We start from the raw sequence: 18110 nt of genomic DNA, 5'->3' as shown, positions 1-18110 counted from the left end.
ACGGAGCTTCACCTCGCCGCAGAATGGGCCTTTTTCCAGGTGGCATAGGCCTCAAGCGCCTTTTTCGGGCTGGCATTGGACCAGGAATAGCCGTTGCGCCGCTCGAGAGTTAGCTCATTGACGCTGGCGACGAATGCGATAACGCTCAGCGCAGGTAGGGTGCGACCCTGGCCCGCAGCAAGCTCACCAGCGCGGAATCCATGAAGGCGTAGTCATCTGGAATATCGAGGCAAACCAGCCACGCCTTCAGCTGGCGCTTGAAGCGCTTGGCCAGCTTGTTGCGATGGGCTTGCTCCATCACGAAGATCACGTCCGCCCAGGCCGCCAGCTCACCCGTCAGTGGGTTTTCGGCGTCATTATTGGTGCCGGCCGAATCGACTTCCAGGTCCGGCCAGGTCGAGAACACCTGCTCGGCCGTGGGGCTGCGCAGCTTGTTCTGGCTGCAGACGAACAGCACCTTCTTCAAGCCCGGATCACGCCGCCGCGAAGTCGCGCAGGGACGACAGACCGCCCTGGTTGATCGGCAGCACGAAGCTGACCGTGGTGCCCTCGCCCGGGGCGCTGGTCATTTCCAGCGAGCCGTCGTGCATCTCGACCAGCGACTTGGTCAGGGCCAGGCCCAGGCCAGTACCTTGGGTGGTCTTGGCGTGTTGGCTCTCGACCTGCTCGAACGGCTTGGCCAGGCGGGCCAGATCCTCGGCGGCGATACCAATGCCGGTGTCGATAACGGAGACGCGGACGCGCTCGCCCAGCGGATCACGGCGCATCTCGGCCCGTACGGTGACACGGCCGGCGCGGGGCGTGAACTTGATGGCGTTGGACAGCAGGTTTAGCAGCACCTGCTTGACCGCGCGGTAGTCGGCCTCGACCTCGGGGAGGGCCGGGAAGTCGATCTCCAGCTGCAGGCCGGCGGCCTCGGCGCGATTGCGCACCAGGCGCACGGCGTCCTCGGTGACGTCCTCCAGGCTCAGCGGCTCAAATTTCAGGTTCATCTTGCCGGCCTCGATCTTCGACATGTCGAGGATGTCGTTGATCAGGGCCAGCAGATGCTGGCCGGAATTGTGGATATCGAGGCTGTAGCCCTTGTAACGGGCGTCGCCGAGCTTGCCGAACATCTCGTTCATCATGATCTCGGAGAAGCCGTTGATGGCGTTCAGCGGCGTCCGCAACTCGTGGCTCATATTGGCCAGGAACTCGCTCTTGGCCTTGTTGGCGCCCTCGGCCTTGACCTTCTCCATCTCGTACTTGCGGGCCAGCTCGGCCAGCTGCTCCTGGCTGCGCTCAAGGCCTGTCACGGCGTATTGGAGCTGCTCCTCATTCAGGCGGCGGGCTTCTTCCTGGTTCTTGATGGCGGTGATGTCGGCGGCGGTCATCACCAGGCCGCCTTCAGCCGTGCGGCGCTCGCTGATCTGTATCCAGCGGCCGTCGTTCAGCTCGGCCTCGCGCACGCCCTTGGCGCCGTCCGGGGCGGGTTGGTCGTGCTTGATGGCCAGGGCGGCGAAGCGGTTGACCTCGCTGCGCGGGGCCCCAGGCTTGAGCAGCTTGGGCTCGAGGTTGAAGACGTTGCGATAGTTACGGTTGCACATCAGCAGCCGGCCCTGGCGGTCCCACAGCACGAAGGCTTCAGACACGCTCTCAATGGCGTCGCGCAGGCGGTTCTCGGCGGCTTGAGCACGGGCCTGGGCCAGACGCTCCTCGGTGACATCGAGCGCCACGCCGATGATCCGCGAATAGCCGTCCTCGCCGGGCTTGCCAAAGCCCTGGCCGCGGGCGTCGACCCAGATCGAGCGACCTCCGTCGCGACCCGGCACCCGGAACGATACGTCGAAGGCGCCGTACATGGCGGCATTGGCGAGGGCCTGGCGAAGCTTGTCGCGATGGTCGACCGACACGCGGTCCAGCAGCTCCTGTCCGCCCACCACGCCGCCGCCGCCCCAGCCGAACATCGCGCCGGTGACGTCGGACATGAACACCTGGTCGGCGCCCAGCTCCCATTCCCAAATGCCGCAGCGGGCGGCTTCCACGGCGAGGCGGAAGCGCTGCTCGCTGTCGACAAACTCCTTCTGCGCGGTCTCGACCCGGCGGCTCTGCAGCATCAACATCAGGGCCAAAGCGATGCCAACGGCCAGCGGGGCCAGCAGCGAGAACGCGCCTTGCATCACCTGGCGATCAACATTGGCCACGGTGCGCGATTGAGCGCTGGCGGCGGCCAACAGAGCGCCTTGGGCCAGAGGCTGCACCGCGACATCCAGCGCCTGGCCATCGGCGGACTGGCCGCGCAGGGCGGAGGCGCTGTCGCTGACGTCCTCGACCGATAGGGAGAAGGCCTCGCGCAAGTTGGCGGCGCCCTGGATGGGTCGGCCGGAGGAGGCCAAGATCCGGCCGTCGGCCAGCATCAGGGCGCTGGCCGCGCCCTTGGGGGGGGCGGCGATCAGGCGCGAAGGATCGCTGGAGGCGATTACGAAGCCGCGCCCGCCCCCGACGGGCGTCGCGACGGCCACATAGAGCCTGCCGGAGGTCGGCGCGCCGATCCAGACATTACGGCCCGATGCAGCGGCGGCGCGGGCGGCGACCATCCAGTCGGCTGACGGGTCGCGACCGGCAACCGCCAGGGGGGCGGTGGAGCCGACCACCGCCACTGCCATGGCCTCGCCGCCGGCGGCGCGCAGAGCGGTCTCGGCCGCGTCCATGGGAGCGCTAGGGTCACGCTGCAGCAAATCGGCGGCGGCCGACAAGCCGGCGCGCTGAGCGGCGAGATTGGTTTCGACGGCGCCAGCCACCAGCTTGGCCTGGGCGGCCAGCGGCGCGCCGCCGGGTGGAATACTGGCTTCCTGCTTGAGGCGGTTGACGCCAAAGGCGGTGTAGACGGCCAGCAGCAACAGGGCGGCAAGGATCGCCACCCGCACATAGGCCTGCGAAGGCGATTGCGCGGCGCGCTGACGGGCCGCGCCCGCCGCCGACAGACTGGCTCCCGCCAACCTCCCGGTCCTCGCCCCACCACGCTCCAACGCCCGATGCTCCCGCCAGCCCCGGCGAGTCACTTCGCCGACATGGTGAATCTACCGCACCCGCGACCGATGCGTCACCGACGAACGGCGGTTTTGGCGTCGCATGAGCCTTTTAGTCGCAACCCGTGGCGCTGAGAATCGCGCCACGCTCGGCTCAAGCTGCACCGCAAGCCGTCAATTCAGAGCGCGGGACACCAGTTCCAACACGTTCTTTGACAGGCCGACATGACCGCAGATGCGCTCTAGCTGTTCCCGCATCAGCAAGCCCAGGGCCGGCACGTAGCGTCGCCAAGCGCCCAGCGGTTCGACCAACCGCGCGGCGGTCGTGGGGTTGAAGCCATCAACCCCCAGGATCTGGTCGGCCAGGAAACGATAGCCCGCGCCGCTGGCGTCGTGGAACTGGGCTGGGTTGCCGCTCGAAAATCCCTGGACCAGGGCCCGCATGCGGTTTGGATTGCCGGCGTCGAAATCGGGGTGCGCCGTCAGAGCCAGGATGCGGCCGATCGCACCGTCGCCAGGGTCGCGCGCTTGGACCGAGAACCACTTGTCAAGCACCAGCGGCTCGTCGCGCCATTGGGCGTGGAAGTCGGCCAGGGCCTTCTCGGCCGGCTCGCCGCCGACCGTCATCAGGGCTGAGATAGCGCCCATGGTGTCGGTCATGTTGGCGGCGCTTTCGAAATGACCGACGATGCGCTCGACATTGACCGCGTGCGGATCGGCCGCCAGCAGGTCGCAGCAGCCGTTACGCAGCGCGCGCTTTCCGGCCGCCTTGGCGTCGGCCGAGAACTCGCCGCCGCTCTGCAGATCACCGTGCAGACGTCGCAGCAGGTCGCCTAGATGGACGGCCATGACCGTCTTCAGGTGACCACGCGCGGCGTGGATCGCGGCGGGATCGACCGGATCGACGGCCAGGCTGAGGTCGCCTTCGCTGGGCAGGGTCAGCAGCAGGGCCTTGAAGGCCGGATCGGAGGCCTCGTCGATCAGAGCCTTGCCCAGCGCGTCGGCATAGCGTTCCTCGCCAACCTCGTCGGGGGCCCCGGCGGCGCGGCCGAGGATCAGTTCGCGGGCCAGGGTCTGACCGGACTCCCAGCGGTTGAACAGGTCGGGATCGGCGGCAAACTGCACGTAGCGATTGACCGAGCGCGTGTCCACGGTCAGGTTCACTGGCGCCGAAAAGCCGCGCAGGGCCGAGATCACCGGGGTGCTGGCGACGCCCTCCCAGCGCACGGTCTTGGTCGGCGTGTCCAGTAGCACCACCTCGCTATCGCGCAGACTTTCGCCCTCGCTGTCGAGCAGGCCGATGGTCACCGGGATCGGCAGAGCCTGCTTAGTGGGCTGACCGCTGGTCGGGGCGGTGACCTGGGTAAGGGTGATCTCCAGCGCCTGGGTGGCCTCGTCATAGACGTGGGTCAGCGATACCGCTGGGGTGCCGGCCTGCTCGTACCAGGCGAAGAAGTCGCCCATGTCGCGGCCCGAGGCGTCGGCGAAACAGGCGATGAAGGCCTCGACCGTGGTGGCCTCGCCATCATGGCGGTCGAAATAGAGGTCCAGGCTTTTACGGAAAGTCTCGGCGCCCAGGATCGTCTTGAGCATCCGGATGAGTTCGGAGCCCTTTTCATAGATCGTCGCGGTGTAGAAGTTGTCGATCTTCATGTAGCTGGACGGCCGGACCGGGTGGGCCAGTGGACCGGCGTCCTCGGCGAACTGCCGGGCGCGCAGGGCCTTGACGTCCTTGATCCGCTGCACGGCCTCGCCGCGCATGTCGGCGCTGAAGCTCTGGTCGCGGAAGACGGTCAGGCCTTCCTTGAGGCACAGCTGGAACCAGTCGCGGCAAGTGATGCGGTTGCCGGTCCAGTTATGGAAATATTCGTGGGCCACGACGCTTTCGATGCGCTCGTAATCCATGTCGGTGGCGGTCTCGGGGGCAGCCAGCAGCAGGGAGCTGTTGAAGATGTTCAGCCCCTTGTTCTCCATCGCCCCGAAATTGAAGTCGCGCACGGCGACGATCATGAACAGGTCCAGGTCGTATTCGCGGCCGAACGCCTCTTCGTCCCACTTCATCGAGCGCTTGAGGCTGTCCATCGCATAGGCGGCGCGCGGCGCCATGCCAGGATCGACAAATACTTTCAGCGCCACCGTCCGGCCGGTCATGGTGACGAAGCTATCTTCCAGCACGTCCAGTTGGCCCGCCACCAGGGCGAACAGATAGGCCGGCTTGGGGAAGGGGTCGTTCCAGACGGCGTAGTGGCGGCCGCCTTCCACCGTGGAGTCCAGTTCGCCGCCTTCCCACAGATTGCCGTTGCTGAGCAGGTAGGGGAACGCCACGTCCGCCTCGATCCGCACCGTGTAGCGGCTCAGCACGTCGGGCCGGTCGGGGAAGAAGGTGATGGTCCGGAAACCTTCAGCCTCGCACTGGGTGCAGAACCGGCCGCCGGACATGTAGAGGCCCATCAGCGCCTTGTTGGCCGACGGGTTGATCTCGACCTCGGTGGTCAGGACGAAGGCGTCTGGCACGGCGTGGATCGTCAAGCCCTCGCCGTCTAGGGCGTATGCGTTCGCGCCGAGGGCCTGGCCGTCGATGGCCACCGAGATCAGCTTCAGGCGTTCGCCGTTCAGGAACAGGGGCTCGCCGGGCGCGCCGCTGCGTTTGATCGTCAGGGTCGCCCTGATCCGCGTCGCCTCGGGATTCAGCAGGAACTCGAGATCGGTGGTCTCGATCGTGAACGGGAAGGGGCGATAGTCCGAAAGCTGGACGGGCTGGGGCGTGTCGGTGCGCATCCGGCCAATGTAGGCAAGGAGATGTGTCGGGGCGAGGGCGCACTTGACCCGATTGCAGAATTGTCGCGAGTTCCGCGCCATGACCCCGCTGGGTCCACAGGGGGCGTCGATGACCGGGCGGGAATGCGGCGAGTGCGGCCAGTGCTGCAAGCTGATCGGCGTGCGCGAGTTGGAGAAGGCGCCGCAAGTCTGGTGCCGCTATTACAAGCGTGGCAAGGGCTGCTGCGTCTATGAGGGCCGCCCGCAAGGCTGCGCGGACTTCGCCTGCGACTGGCTGCTCGATCAGCGCCTGGACGAGACGTGGCGGCCAGACCGTAGCGGTTTTGTCCTGCACGCCGGCAAGGGCGGCCGCACGATCCATGTCGAGCTCGACCCGACCAAGCCCACGGCTTGGCGGCGCGCACCGTTCGAGGCGACCTTGCGCGGCTGGGCCAGCGCCGGGGCGGCGGACGGGCTGGAAGTGCTGATCTGGGTCGGACGCCGTTGTTGGCGGCTTGGGCCGAACGGCGGCGAGATCGACCTGGGCGTCACGCGCCCGGCGGTGGAATTCAGCTCGCACAGCCGCCTGCGTCGCCCGGGCTCGGGCATGGACTGGCCGCCACTGGCCGACGCAACGCGACCTGAACCGTTCGTCACTTGAAGCCAAGCGTGATCCCGCCAAAGGTCGGTGCTTGTTCTGGGGTCTGATTCAATGTCGCTGATCGATACGGCGCCAAGCGCCGGCCTTGACCTGGGCTCGCGCCGGTTCGTGCATCCGGGGCCCCTGCGGTGGCTGCGATGCCTGGGTTGGGGGGTGTTGCTGTTCGTCGCGTTCATGTTGATCGACGCGGCGGCCACGATCCTGCCGGGCGTCTGGTTCAACGGGCACGAGCCGCTGATCGCCCTGGCGACTCTCGCCATCTGCGCGGCGGGCTATGGTCTCTACGCTGGCGTGATGCGCTTGGCCGAAGCGCGGTGGCCCTCGGAGTTGGCTCTGCGACCCGCCTTGTCGGAGCTGGCGATCGGCCTGCTGCTTGGCGCGGCGATGATGACCGTGGTGGTTGGGCTGCTGGTCGGCTTTGGACTCTATGACGTCACCGGACCGCGCGCCGCGTCGGCCTGGGGCATGATCACTGTCGCCATCTTCTCGGGCTCCATGGAAGAGCTGGTCTTCCGCGCCATCATCCTGCGCCTGCTGATGCGCGCGTTCGGCGCCTGGTGGGCCTTGGCCATCTCAGCCGCCCTGTTTGGGCTGATGCACCTGGGCAACGACAACGCCACGCCGACGGCCGCCTTCGCCATCAGCATCGAGGCGGGCCTGATGCTGGCGGCCTTCTACATGCTGACGGGCCGAATCTGGATGTCGGTGGGCGTCCATGCGGCCTGGAACTTCGCCCAGGGCTGGATCTGGGGCGCGCGGGTGTCAGGCATCGAGGTCAAGGAGAGCCTGTATTTCAGCACCCCCAAGGCCGGGGCGCCGGAATGGCTGAGCGGCGGCGGCTTCGGGCCCGAGGCGTCCGTCCCGGCCATGGTCGTGGGCACCGGCGTAGCGATCCTGGTGCTCTACTGGGCCTGGAAGAAGGGCAATTTCAAAGCGACTCCGGACGAGCCTTCGGTGGCGCAGATCGAGGCCGGCTAACTGGCCTCGAGGATGGTCACCGACGCGTCGGCGGCGGGCACCTCGTGCAGGGCCCGTTCGATGGCGGCGGCGCGCTGGGCGATGGCCACCAAGGCCGGTGGCGCGTCCTCCGGATGATCGGCGGCCAGTTCAATCAACTGGCGGGCCAAGGCGTGCAGTTGGGGCGCGGCGGCGATCAGTCGCGCCTGGAACTCCATCTTACGCGGATCGCGATCGTACTCGGCTCCGGGGGTGCGCCAGCCGCCCCAGTCATTGGCGTCGGTCACCACCACGGGATAGGTCCCGGGATAGGGGTGGTGCAGGCAGTCGCTTTCCTGCTGCCACTTGTTGCGGGCCCGCAGGATGCGCCAGTTGGCGAGCGCGACGCCGCCGTCCTCGCCGATGCGGTCTTCGGGTTTCAGCTCATGGGCCTGGAACTCGCGGTTCAGTCCGACGTCGTAGGTGACGCGCACCGGTTCGTCGAAACCCTTGGCCCAGATGGGAACGATCTTCTCGATCGTCGCCCACGCGCCAACGCTCTCGACCCACACCTTCTGGTTCCGCTGAAAGACGGTCTTGGCCACGCACGCGCTCTCACTCGTTTCGAGGCCGCCATAAGAACGTGAAATCCTTGACGCGAGGTCAATCTTTCCCTCGAGGCCAAGGCGGTCCATCGTGTCTCGACGCCGCCGCCAGAGCGACCCAAGGAGGAAGTCCAAGTGGATTTCGACTATTCCGACGACCAGAAGTTCCTCAAGGACGAGGCGCGCAAGTTCCTCGCCGCCCGTTGCGCGCCCTCGGTGGTGCGCGGCGTGTTGGACGATCCGGCCAAGAGCTATGATGCGGGGCTATGGACCGCCGTGGCTGAGCAGGGCTGGCTCGGTGCGGCCATTCCGGAAGACTACAATGGCCTGGGCCTAGGGCGGGTCGAGCTGTGCGCCATCGCCGAGGAACTGGGCCGCGCCGTCGCGCCCATTCCCTTCGCCTCGACGGTCTATGTGTTGGCTGAGGCCGTGATGGCGTACGGCACGGCCGCCCAGAAGGCCGCCATCTTGCCGCGCATCGCCGTTGGTGAACTGATCGGCTGCCTGGCGGTGTCGGAAGGACCGGGCGCGGTCACCCCGTCCAGCCTGTCGGCCAAGGTCGAGGGCGGCAAGCTGTCGGGCGTCAAGATCCCGGTTACCGACGGCGACGCGGCCGACATCGCCATCGTGCTGGCGGCCGAGAGCGGCAGGCCCGGCCTGTTCCTGGTCGACTTGCGGGCTGGCGGCGTCAAGGTCGAGACCCTGGAGAGCCTGGATCCGACACGGGGTGTGGCTCGCCTGACCTTCGACGGCGCCACCGCCGACCGTCTTGGCGAGTCCGGACGGGGCTTCGAACTGCTCCAGGCCATCCTCGACCGCGCCGCCGTGCTGCTAGCCTTCGAGCAACTGGGCGGCGCTGATCGCTGCCTGGAAATGGCCCGCGAATATGCGCTGGGACGCTACGCCTTCGGCCGCGTGATCGCCGGCTACCAGGCGATGAAGCACAAGATGGCCGACATGTACGTCAAGAACGAGGTCGCTCGCTCCAACGCCTATTATGGGGCCTGGGCCCTAGACGTCGACGCGCCGGAATTGCCGACCGCCGCAGCCGCCGCGCGCATCGCCGCCTCCGACGCCTTCTGGTTCGCCAGCAAGGAAAGCGTCCAGGTGCATGGCGGCATGGGCTTCACCTGGGATGTCGACTGCCACCTCTATTACCGCCGCTCGCGGCAACTCGCGCTGGTCGCCGGCTCGCCCAAGCTCTGGAAAGAGCGGCTGGTTTCTGAATTGGAAAAGAAGAACGCCGCCTGACGCTATCCCTCTCCCCTTGCGGGAGAGGGTGGCCCGCAGGGCCGGGTTAGGGGTCTCTCAGACCTCTCCGGACAGGCCTTTCGACCCCTCATCCGTCGGCCGCTGGCCGACACCTTCTCCCGCAAGGGGAGAAGGCAAGGAGAACCAAGATGGATTTCAACGACTCCCCCGAAGAAATCGCCTATCGCGAGACGGCTCGCGCCTGGCTGGTCGAGGCCGCCGCCGCGCATCGCGCCGAGCACGGCGAGCCCAAGCCGACCACGCCCGAGCACATGGCGGCCGGCAAGGCCTGGCAGGCCCGTAAAGCCGCCGCCGGCTATGCCTGCATTACCTGGCCCGCGGGGGTCGGCGGGGGCGGCGGCACGCCGATCCAGTCGGTGATCTTCGGCCAGGAAGAGGCCAAGGCGGGCGTTTCCTACGGCTATTTCACCATAGGCCTGGGCATGTGCGTGCCCACGGTCATGGCCTTCGCCAACGACGAGACCAAGCAGCGCTTTGTCTCCCCGGCCGTGAAGGGCGAGGAGATCTGGTGCCAGCTGTTCTCCGAACCGGCCGGCGGCTCCGACGTCGCGGCCCTGCGGACACGGGCCGTCCAGGACGGCCCAGATCCTGATGGCGACTGGGTGATCAACGGCCAGAAGGTCTGGACCACCGGCGCTCACTACTGCGACTACGGCATCGTCCTGGTCCGCACCGATCCCGACGTGCCCAAGCACAAGGGCCTGACCATGTTCTGGATCGACATGCGCGACGCCGCCGTCGCGTGCCGGCCGATCCACCAGATGTCGGGCGGCCGCGAATTCAACGAGGTCTATTTCACCGACCTGCGCGTCAAGGACAGCCAGCGGCTGGGCGCGGTCGGCGACGGCTGGAAGGTCGCCCTGGTCACCCTGATGAACGAGCGCCTGGCGGTCGGCGGCTCCAGCGGGCCCGACTACCGCCAAGTGATGGAACTGGCCCGCGGCCTGTCCGGTCCCAGCGGTCCGGCGCTGAAGGACAACGCCTTCCGGGAGAAGCTGGCCGATTGGTATGTCAACTCGCAAGGCCTGAAATATACTCGCTTTCGCACCATGACCGCCCTGTCGCGCGGCCAGACGCCGGGCCCGGAAAGTTCGATCGGCAAGATCATCGCCGCCAACCAGATGCAGGAAATGGCCAATACCGCTGTCGAGGCCCAGGGCGAATACGGCATCCTCACCGATCCGTCCCTTGCCCCCATGGAGGCGGCCTTCCAGGCCAGCCTGATGTGGGCGCCGGGCTTGCGCATCGCCGGCGGCACCGACGAGATCCTCAAGAACATCATCGCCGAGCGGGTGCTGGGCCTGCCGGGCGACGTGCGCGTGGACAAGGACGTGGCGTTCAAGGACATGCCGACGGGGCGGTAGCTATGTGCGTCCTTCGAGGCTTCGGCTTTGCCTCGCACCTCAGGATGAGGAAATCAGCAGAGCGTTCCTCATCCTGAGGCGCCCGCGCAGCGGGCCTCGAAGGACGCAGAGCGCCTAGCCCTTCACGCCCTTCGCCGCCCGCGTCAGCTGCACGAACTCCGCCCGCAGGCCGTAGGGATCATCGCCCCGCGCGCCCTGGGCCAGGGCCGTGACGTCATCCCAGCCGAAACGGTCCTCCACCCACGGATCACCCCGCAGCTTCTGTCCATAGGCGGCGACCGCCACGGCGAAGCGGGTCGCCTCCGGCGCGGCGGCCAGGCTGGCGCGCACGTCGCCGGCTCCGATCGGCCGCTCGATCAGCTTCGAGGTCGAGCCCCCCGGCGGCTTGTAGCGAATCTTCAGGAACGCCAGCTCGTCGCCGCCGCTCTTGACCGGCGCCTTGCCGCGATAGCGCAGCGGGTCGGACGACGGCCGCGCGCCGACGGGTGTGATCTCGTAGATCGCCGTCACCGCCGCGCCTGAACCGACTTCGCCAGCGTCGACCTGGTCATTGTTGAAGTCCTCGCGATTGAGCAGCCGGGTCTCGTAGCCGATCAGTCGATATTCGGCGACCTTGGCCGGATTGAACTCGACCTGAATTTTTACGTCGTCGGCGATCGGGAAAAGGGCGCTGTCGAAGTCGTCGCGCAGCAGCTTGCTCGCCTCCTGCAAGCCATCGACATAGGCGGCGGTTCCGTTGCCGTTCTGGGCCAGGGCCTGCATCATCGTGTCGTTATAGTTGCCGCGGCCAAAGCCGTAGACCGACAGGTAGACGCCGCTCTTGCGTTGGTCGGCGACGAAGTCCTTCAGGCGCGACGGATCACTGACGCCGACATTGAAGTCGCCGTCGGTCATCAGGATCACCCGATTGACCGCATCTGGATCCATGTTCTGTTTGGCCAGGGCGTAGGCCAGTTCCAGCCCCTGGCCGCCGGCGGTGGAGCCGCCGGAGTTCAGGGCGGTCAGGGCGCAGCGCATCTTCAGCTTCGTACGGCCATCGGTCGGCGACAGCACCGCGCCGGCAGAGCCGGCATAGGCCACCATCGAAACCCGGTCCTGCGGCCGCAGCTGGTCGATCAGGACATTCAGCGCCTTCTTGGCCAGGGGCAGGCGGTCGGGCGACGACATCGAACCCGAGGTGTCGATCAGGAACACCAGGTTCAATGGGGGTTGGTCGGCGTGGGGGGTGGTGTAGCCCTGGACGCCGATGTGCAACAGCTGGCGGTCCTTCGACCAGGGCGAGGGCACGACCACGACGGTCGGCTTGAACGGCGCGTCCTTGGCGGAGGGCCGGGCATAGCCGTAGTCGAAATAGTTGATCAGTTCCTCGACCCGCACAGCGTCGTTGGGCGGAGCGGCGGCCTCGTTGAGGAACCGCCGCACATTGGCGTAGGCGGCGGTGTCGACATCGATCGAGAAGGTCGAGACCGGCTCTTCGGCGGTGCGCTTCACCGGATTGGCGACGGCGCCGGGGTATTTCTCGGTGTCGCGATACTGCGCCATGTAGCCTGGGGACGGCGGCGTCACGGATGGCGCCGCGACGCTGTAGGAGGCCTGGGGAGGCGGAGGCGGAGGAGGGGGCGGAAACTTCGATTCGGCGCGACGAGCCGGCGAGATCGGCCGCAGGGGCGCTGCCGTCTCGGCTCCCGTCGGGCGCGCGCGCGTCGCAGTCACAGTGACGCTTTCGTGATCGTTGGCCGGCGAAGCGTACCCCAGCGCCGCGCAGGCCTCGGGCGTCACCGCGCCATCGGCGACGTCAGGCCGGGCCAGGCTGGGGCCGCTGGCGCTCGCCGCGATTAGCAGCGAAAGCGCCGTGGAGCCGAGGACGCGAGCGATGCATGACGCCATGATCTGAAAACCTCCCGAGGTTGCAGACCATGGTGCTTCCCGGCTTGTGGCCAAAGCTGGGCCTTGACTAAAAACCTAGGGATTCACCTGAGACGAGAATCCTTCTGTGAGCAGTCTCGTGATGAGGCTCAGAACAGCGTTCCGCGAGCTTGACAGGGTTTGCCCCCAGGCACATGAGTGATTTCGGATTTTATGGTTAACGACGTGCTGAGGGGGAGCGATGCGCGAGACCAGCAATGCTGTTTCTCATCTCGTGGCGCTCCGAAGAGCGTTGGCCTATGTGGTCGATAACCGGGTCACCCTGATCCGCCGCCTGCCGGTCACGGCCGTGGTGGCGGCGGTGGTGATCCCGCTGGTCGGCTGCGACACCGGCCCGTCCTTCTGGTTTCACAAGCGCGCCAGCGCCTGCCCGCGTCCACAAGCGGCGCAAGGGGTTTCTGGCCAGTTCAATCAGCAACAGCAGGAAATCCGCGCCCTGCGCCAGGGCGGTTTCCACGGCGACTTCTTTGCCCAGTTGGAACTGGCCCGGCGCTATGAGGGACAGCGCGCGGTCGACAAGAATCTCGAGGATCAGGTCGAGGCGGCGGTGTGGTACGCCATGGCCCTCTCCAACGCCGGCGGCTATTCGCCGATCGCCGCCTACGAGCGCCGCGGCCAGAACGGCGGTGGCGCACTGTCGCGATTCGACGACTGTAGGGCCTTCGAGCGCCACGCCGCCTATGGCGCGCTCGATCGCCTGCTGTCGCGGATGTCGACCGAGGAACGCGAGAAGGTCCGCAACCGCGTCATCTACATTCTTTCCACCCAGGGCGCCGACGGCTACCGGGTGCTGGCGCGGATGCATGACGGCTTCTTCGGACCGTTCGGCGAGCCCTCCGACAACCTCCAGGCCGTCGAGGCCTACGGAACGCCCAAGCGCAGCGGTGCGGCCGCAGCCCTGGATCTGTTCCGACGCAACGACGTGGACGCCTATCTCTACAACTATCTGGCCGTCCAGACCGGTGACGTGTCGGCCTATGTGATGCTCAAGGATTTCGAACGGTCCTCGCCGCAGCGCGCGTCCTACGGCGGCTTCGTCGAGACCAAGGCCAAGCGCTGGATCCCGCCTTACGAGTTCTACCCGCCCGATTCGCCGGACTCCGGCGTGCCACACTCCGACGAAAGCGACCCCTCGGGCGACGCCAAGGAGGCGGCCCTGGCGCGGCTGCCCGAACTGCCCTTCGTGCACATCGGCGAGGCCCTGGCCTATCTGCGGGTCATCCCGGCGCCCATCCTCGACGAGCGCCTGCTCAGCCTCAACGCCGCCCAGACCTTCCAGGCGATGATCGGCCGGCCGATCACCGGCCGCCTGACCGGGATCGAGAAGGTGCGGGCGGTGCAGTACGCGGCGACCAATGGCTCGTCCAAGGCCCAACTGGTGCTGGCGGTGATGTACTCCGAGGGCGTCGGCGTGCCGCGTGACTATGCCCGGGCCTATCACTGGTACGAGGAGGCCGAGCGCCAGGGATCCCCTGAGGCCAAGTACGCCATGTCCACCTTCTTCTCGCTAGGCCTGCAGGGCGTGGCCGACCAGGACCGGGCCAAGGCCGTGGTCTATCAGCTGGACGGCGCCTTGGCCGGCTTCAAGCCCTCGGTCTGGCGTCTGCAGCAACTGCTGTCGCAGGTCTCACGGCCGCCGCGCGCCGCCGGCGATCGCGGCCAGCCCGACGGCCAACGGCCCTATATCGAAAGGGACTATCGATGACCCGCTTTCGCCAGCTCATCGCGGCCCTGGCGGTTCTCTGTTTGATCGTCGGCGTGACGCCGCAGCCCGCCCTGGCCGGCTCGCCCGACGCCAAGATCGACCAGCAGATCCGTCCATGCTTTGGCCTGCTGCTCGAACCCAACCTGTCGGACGGCTGCCGGGTCAAGCACTATCGCAAGAAGAAACCACGCTATGGCACGGGCTACGGCTACGGCGACTCGCGGGGCCGCTATCGTACCTCGGTGGATTGCGACCGCGCCTATCCGGGCGAGGTCAGCGACGTGCTCGACCATCTCTATGAAGGCGACACCCTGACCCTGCGGTCACGCAACGGCCGGGCCTGTGTTGATTCACTGAACGTCACGCGGGCCGTGAACATCATCTTCGACGGACCGGCGCCGATGCGCGGCCGGCCGGTTCTGGTCACGCCCCCTGGGCAACCCTGCATCCGCATCGCCGCCGGCGTGCAATATGTCGTCATCGAGGGACTGAGCATCGAGGCGCTGCGCGCCGGTTCGTCCTCCTGCATCAGCGGCCGGGCCACCGAACTGGCCTTGAAGAACGTTGTCATCCGCTATGAAGGCGACGCCTCGGCGCTGGACCTCGGCGAAAGCCGGCTGGAGCTGGCCAATGTCACGGTCATCGGCCGCACGCGCCAGGCAGTGGTCAAGGCCACCGGCGCGATCATGGCCGAAAATGTCGAGGTCGCCGCCACTGCCATCGGCGCGGCGTTCGAGGCCAGCGAGGACAGCCGCATCCGCGATTTCCGGGTCATTCGCCTGGGCGACTGGACCGGCTCGAGTCGTAGTCGAAGTTCGGCCGGCTTCGTGCTGGCTGGCATGAACCGCTCGCAGCTGGTGCAGATCGAGGGCCTGTATGTCGACGGCTTCTCGCGCGGCGTCTATGTGGGCGGCGGCGACGAGACGACCCTGCTGCGTCCTGTAGTGCGCGACAGCGACTGGGCCATCGTGCTGGAGAACGCCGACCTGCGGGTGTTGGAAGGTAAGCTCGAGGCCACCGATGTCGGCATCTATGCCGGTTCGGGCACGGTCTACGCGTCCGACAACGCCATCGCCGGCGTCATGCGCGCCGGCCTGTTCGCCGACAACGGCGCCCAGGTACGGGCTCGCGACAACCGCGTCTACGCCAAGCCGGGCGGCTGCGAGGCGCTGATCACCGGCTATTTCGACGGCAAGCTGACCTGCGAGCCTTGGTTCGAGGGGCCGGAGCTGTTCCGTACCCCGCGCGACCGGGCCCGGGTCGATTTCGACAACTATTGGCCGGTCGCCGCCCTGACCGCCACCGCCGCCATGCCGACCCTGCCGGGTGACGCGTACTTGGCCGGCCGGTCGCTTGACTTGCAGGACGCCTCGGCCGCCGCCGGCGGCCCCGCCGGTCCTGGTTCGCCCCAACCCTATCCGCCGCCTTGCTATGTTTCGTCTCCGTCCGGTCTGGCTGTCCAGGTCGCGTGTCCGGCCAAGGCGCCTAGAGGAGGAGCCTCGCGATGAGCAAGCTTGCCACCGGCCTGTTGGCCGCCCTGATCGCGTCCACCGCCTCGACCGGCGCCTGGGCCCAGCAACAGTCCGGAGCCTATGGCGTTCCCGGCGGCTATGGACCTTCCAATGGCCCGCCAAGCCGCCGCCCCACGCCGTGCGGCGCGCCGCTGACCGGCGAGGCGCCCGACGTCATGACCTATGACCGCGCCACGGGCACCCAGGTGTTTGTGGGGGGAAAAGGCCAGACCGAGGTCAGCGCCTTCAACCGCGAGACGGGCTCGTCGGCGGCGATGCGTGGCGACCTCAGCCGGGCCGGCGTAACCGAGACCTGCGCGGTCGACAAGCTGTCGGGCGACTCCTATCGCGTCAGCTCCGACGGCCCTGGCGACATAAATGTCAGCGGCCGCACAGGCCGGACGGGCGAACGCTGGTCGTTCCGGGCGCCGGACGGCTCGACCCAGTACTGGGATCCTCGCGCCGACAATCGCTGCTTCCGCGACGGACTGGGCCTCAGCCCGAACGGTAGCCTGGCCTCTGGTCCGCGTCCCGATCCCCGCGACGGCGGGCGTTCGGGATGCTGAGGACGGCGCTCCTGCTCGGCGGTCTGCTGCTGGCGCTGGCCGCCTGCGCGCCGCGCTATCCCTATTACCCGTCCGGTGGCCCACCGCCGCCGGTCTCGCCGGACGCCTACCAGGTAACGCCGCCGCCACCGCCGGTCGATGTCATCCGGCCGAAGGTGTAGGCGCCGGTCCTCCCCCCGTGGGATCGGTGGGGGAGGTTTAAGATCGATAGATCAGGCTTTCGGTTGACCCCCGATCACTCCCCCCTCCGTCGGCTTCGCCGACACCTCCCCCACAGAGGGAGGACTTATTTCTCCGGCGCCACGGTCGGCAGGAACTTCGGTTCGATCCGGCGGTGGGTCGCCTGTTCGTAGGCGTAGCCCAGTCCCAGCAATCGCGCCTCGCTCCAGGCCGGGCCGATGAAGCTCAGCCCCACCGGCAGGCCGCCGACCGCGCCCATCGGCACGGTCAGGTGCGGATAGCCGGCCACGGCGGGCAGGGTGGTGGACGAGCCGCCATAATGGTCGCCGTTCAGCGGGTCGATGGTCCAGGCCGGACCGGTGGTCGGGGCGACGATGGCGATGGCGCCGGTGTCCTTCAAGATCTTGTCGATGCCCTCGGGACCGGCCATGCGCTTGGAGTCTGCCAGGGCCTTCTTGTATTCAGGATCGTCATAGCCCTTGGTGGCCTGAGCCTTCTCGAAGGTTTCCTGGCCGAACCACTCCATCTCCTTGGGGGTGGCGGCGTTGAAGGCGATCAGGTCGGCCAGGGTGCGGGTCTTGACCTTGGTCGGATCGGTCGAGGCCAGGTAGGCGTTCAGATCGACCTTCAGCTCGGTATAGAGCACCACGCCCTCGGCCTTGCCGATCGGGGCCTCGTCGAAATCCTTGACCTCGACCAGGGTCGCGCCCTGGGCCTTGAGGTCCTTCAAGGCCTGTTCGAATACCGCGTCGGTGCCCGGCGAGGAGCCGGTATAGAACCGGGCGACAGCCAGGGTCACGCCCTTCAGCGCGTCCTTGTCCAGGCCCTTGGCGTAGTCGGTCTTGTGGGCGTCGGCCTCCTTTGTCGCCACGTCGGCGGGGTCGGAGCCGGCGATGGCGGTGAGGATCAGGGCCGCGTCCATGACCGTGCGGGTCATCGGGCCGGCGGTGTCCTGGCTGTGGCTGATCGGCACGATGTGGGTGCGCGACACCAGGCCGACGGTGGGTTTCAGGCCGACCAGGCCGTTGATAGCGGCGGGGCAGGTGATCGAGCCGTCGGTCTCGGTGCCGATCGCCGCCGGGGCCAGGCCGGCCGCCACCGCGGCGCCTGAACCGCTGGACGAGCCGCAGGCGCTGCGGTCCAGCACATAGGGGTTGCGCACCGTACCGCCCACCGCGCTCCAACCGCTGATCGAATGGTCGGAGCGGATATTGGCCCATTCCGACAGGTTGGTCTTGCCCAGGATCACCATGCCGGCGTCACGCAAGCGCTTGACCAGCGGGGCGTCGCGGCCGTTGACGTTGTCCTTCAGCGCCAAGGAACCGGCGGTGGTAGGCATTTCGTCGGCGGTTTCGATGTTGTCCTTCAGCAGGATCGGCACGCCGTGCAGCGGCCCCCGGACCTTGCCGGCCTTGCGCTCGGCGTCCAGCGCCCGGGCGTCGGCCAGGGCGTGGGGGTTCAGGGCGATCACGGCGTGGAGCTTCGGGTTGAGCGATCGGATCCAGCCCAGGCGCTGCGCGGTTGCCGCTTCGGAGGTCATTAACTCAGGGACCGCCCAGAGTTGGCTGGCCGGCGGCGGGCCTTGGGGGCGATAGGCGGTGATGACCTCCTCGACCTGA

The 18110-nt window shown here is 67.5% G+C and carries 15 protein-coding genes and 1 pseudogene; 9 read left to right on the top strand and 7 right to left on the bottom strand.

From position 1 onward, the window contains the following. Nucleotides 1–145: 145 nt before the first annotated feature. The 3 genes from ACP694_RS14750 to pepN all read right to left on the bottom strand — a co-directional run bounded on the left by ACP694_RS14750 (nucleotide 146) and on the right by pepN (nucleotide 5786). Nucleotides 146–457 (bottom strand): low molecular weight protein tyrosine phosphatase family protein, encoded by a 312-nt coding sequence (locus ACP694_RS14750; RefSeq protein ID WP_426013798.1) that lies wholly within the window; start codon nucleotides 455–457, stop codon nucleotides 146–148. Nucleotides 458–473: 16 nt separating this feature from the next. After that, nucleotides 474–3008 (bottom strand): ATP-binding protein, encoded by a 2535-nt coding sequence (locus ACP694_RS14745; RefSeq protein WP_426013554.1) that lies wholly within the window; start codon nucleotides 3006–3008, stop codon nucleotides 474–476. A 174-nt stretch (nucleotides 3009–3182) separates the two neighbouring features. Beyond that, nucleotides 3183–5786: an aminopeptidase N gene (gene pepN, locus ACP694_RS14740; protein ID WP_426013552.1), complete on the bottom strand. Its 2604-nt coding sequence runs from the start codon at nucleotides 5784–5786 to the stop codon at nucleotides 3183–3185. A gap of 79 nt (nucleotides 5787–5865) precedes the next feature. Between pepN and ACP694_RS14735 the strand changes: the two genes are divergently transcribed. Further along, nucleotides 5866–6426 carry a YkgJ family cysteine cluster protein gene (locus tag ACP694_RS14735; protein ID WP_426013551.1) on the top strand — a complete coding sequence of 187 codons (561 nt, stop codon included), beginning with the start codon at nucleotides 5866–5868 and terminating at the stop codon, nucleotides 6424–6426. Nucleotides 6427–6477: 51 nt separating this feature from the next. Then, nucleotides 6478–7404: a CPBP family intramembrane glutamic endopeptidase gene (locus ACP694_RS14730; protein ID WP_426013549.1), complete on the top strand. Its 927-nt coding sequence runs from the start codon at nucleotides 6478–6480 to the stop codon at nucleotides 7402–7404. Here ACP694_RS14730 and ACP694_RS14725 read toward each other — a convergent pair. Beyond that, the gene (locus ACP694_RS14725) at nucleotides 7401–7967 is read right to left on the bottom strand and encodes a hypothetical protein (RefSeq protein WP_426013547.1); all 567 of its coding nucleotides are present in this window, start codon (nucleotides 7965–7967) and stop codon (nucleotides 7401–7403) included. The two genes, ACP694_RS14730 and ACP694_RS14725, sit on opposite strands and share 4 nt — an antisense overlap. Before the next feature lie 135 nt (nucleotides 7968–8102). Here ACP694_RS14725 and ACP694_RS14720 point away from each other — a divergent pair, with 135 nt between their 5' ends. Next, complete coding sequence (locus tag ACP694_RS14720) at nucleotides 8103–9218, top strand: acyl-CoA dehydrogenase family protein (RefSeq protein ID WP_426013545.1); 1116 nt, start codon at nucleotides 8103–8105, stop codon at nucleotides 9216–9218. A 2-nt stretch (nucleotides 9219–9220) separates the two neighbouring features. On the opposite strand, the gene ACP694_RS14715 is transcribed toward ACP694_RS14720, so the two are convergent. Then, nucleotides 9221–9373, bottom strand: a complete 153-nt coding sequence (locus tag ACP694_RS14715) for a hypothetical protein (protein ID WP_426013797.1) — start codon at nucleotides 9371–9373, stop codon at nucleotides 9221–9223. Between ACP694_RS14715 and ACP694_RS14710 the strand changes: the two genes are divergently transcribed. After that, nucleotides 9368–10603, top strand: a complete 1236-nt coding sequence (locus ACP694_RS14710; RefSeq protein ID WP_426013544.1) for an acyl-CoA dehydrogenase family protein — start codon at nucleotides 9368–9370, stop codon at nucleotides 10601–10603. The genes ACP694_RS14715 and ACP694_RS14710 overlap by 6 nt on opposite strands. 4 nt (nucleotides 10604–10607) lie before the next feature. Then, nucleotides 10608–10720, top strand: a pseudogene (locus ACP694_RS14705) (hypothetical protein); the annotation flags it as partial. On the opposite strand, the gene ACP694_RS14700 reads toward ACP694_RS14705, so the two are convergent. Further along, on the bottom strand, nucleotides 10718–12490 hold the full coding sequence (locus ACP694_RS14700; protein ID WP_426013542.1) for a vWA domain-containing protein: 1773 nt from the start codon (nucleotides 12488–12490) through the stop codon (nucleotides 10718–10720). The pseudogene ACP694_RS14705 and the gene ACP694_RS14700 overlap by 3 nt on opposite strands. Nucleotides 12491–12710: 220 nt before the next feature. On the opposite strand from ACP694_RS14700, the gene ACP694_RS14695 reads away from it, so the two are divergent. The 4 genes from ACP694_RS14695 to ACP694_RS14680 are packed head-to-tail and all read left to right on the top strand — an operon-like array spanning nucleotide 12711 to nucleotide 16472. Continuing rightward, a complete protein-coding gene (locus ACP694_RS14695; protein WP_426013540.1) occupies nucleotides 12711–14234 on the top strand; it encodes a tetratricopeptide repeat protein in 1524 nt (507 codons plus the stop codon). Then, the gene (locus ACP694_RS14690) at nucleotides 14231–15742 is read left to right on the top strand and encodes a hypothetical protein (protein WP_426013539.1); all 1512 of its coding nucleotides are present in this window, start codon (nucleotides 14231–14233) and stop codon (nucleotides 15740–15742) included. The genes ACP694_RS14695 and ACP694_RS14690 overlap by 4 nt, the downstream gene beginning before the upstream one ends. Further along, entirely contained in the window at nucleotides 15739–16311 is a 573-nt protein-coding gene (locus ACP694_RS14685) for a hypothetical protein (protein ID WP_426013537.1), read from the top strand. The genes ACP694_RS14690 and ACP694_RS14685 overlap by 4 nt, the downstream gene beginning before the upstream one ends. Further along, nucleotides 16305–16472: a hypothetical protein gene (locus tag ACP694_RS14680; protein WP_426013535.1), complete on the top strand. Its 168-nt coding sequence runs from the start codon at nucleotides 16305–16307 to the stop codon at nucleotides 16470–16472. Before ACP694_RS14685 ends, ACP694_RS14680 begins: the two co-directional genes overlap by 7 nt. 125 nt (nucleotides 16473–16597) lie before the next feature. Here the strand turns inward: ACP694_RS14680 and ACP694_RS14675 are convergent, their stop codons facing one another. Continuing rightward, nucleotides 16598–18031: an amidase gene (locus ACP694_RS14675; protein ID WP_426013795.1), complete on the bottom strand. Its 1434-nt coding sequence runs from the start codon at nucleotides 18029–18031 to the stop codon at nucleotides 16598–16600. Nucleotides 18032–18110 lie beyond the last annotated feature (79 nt).

Origin of the sequence: Caulobacter sp. DWR2-3-1b2 (assembly GCF_049896345.1) — a bacterium.
Lineage (GTDB): Bacteria > Pseudomonadota > Alphaproteobacteria > Caulobacterales > Caulobacteraceae > Caulobacter.
This window is presented reverse-complemented; position numbering and strand designations above follow the sequence as displayed.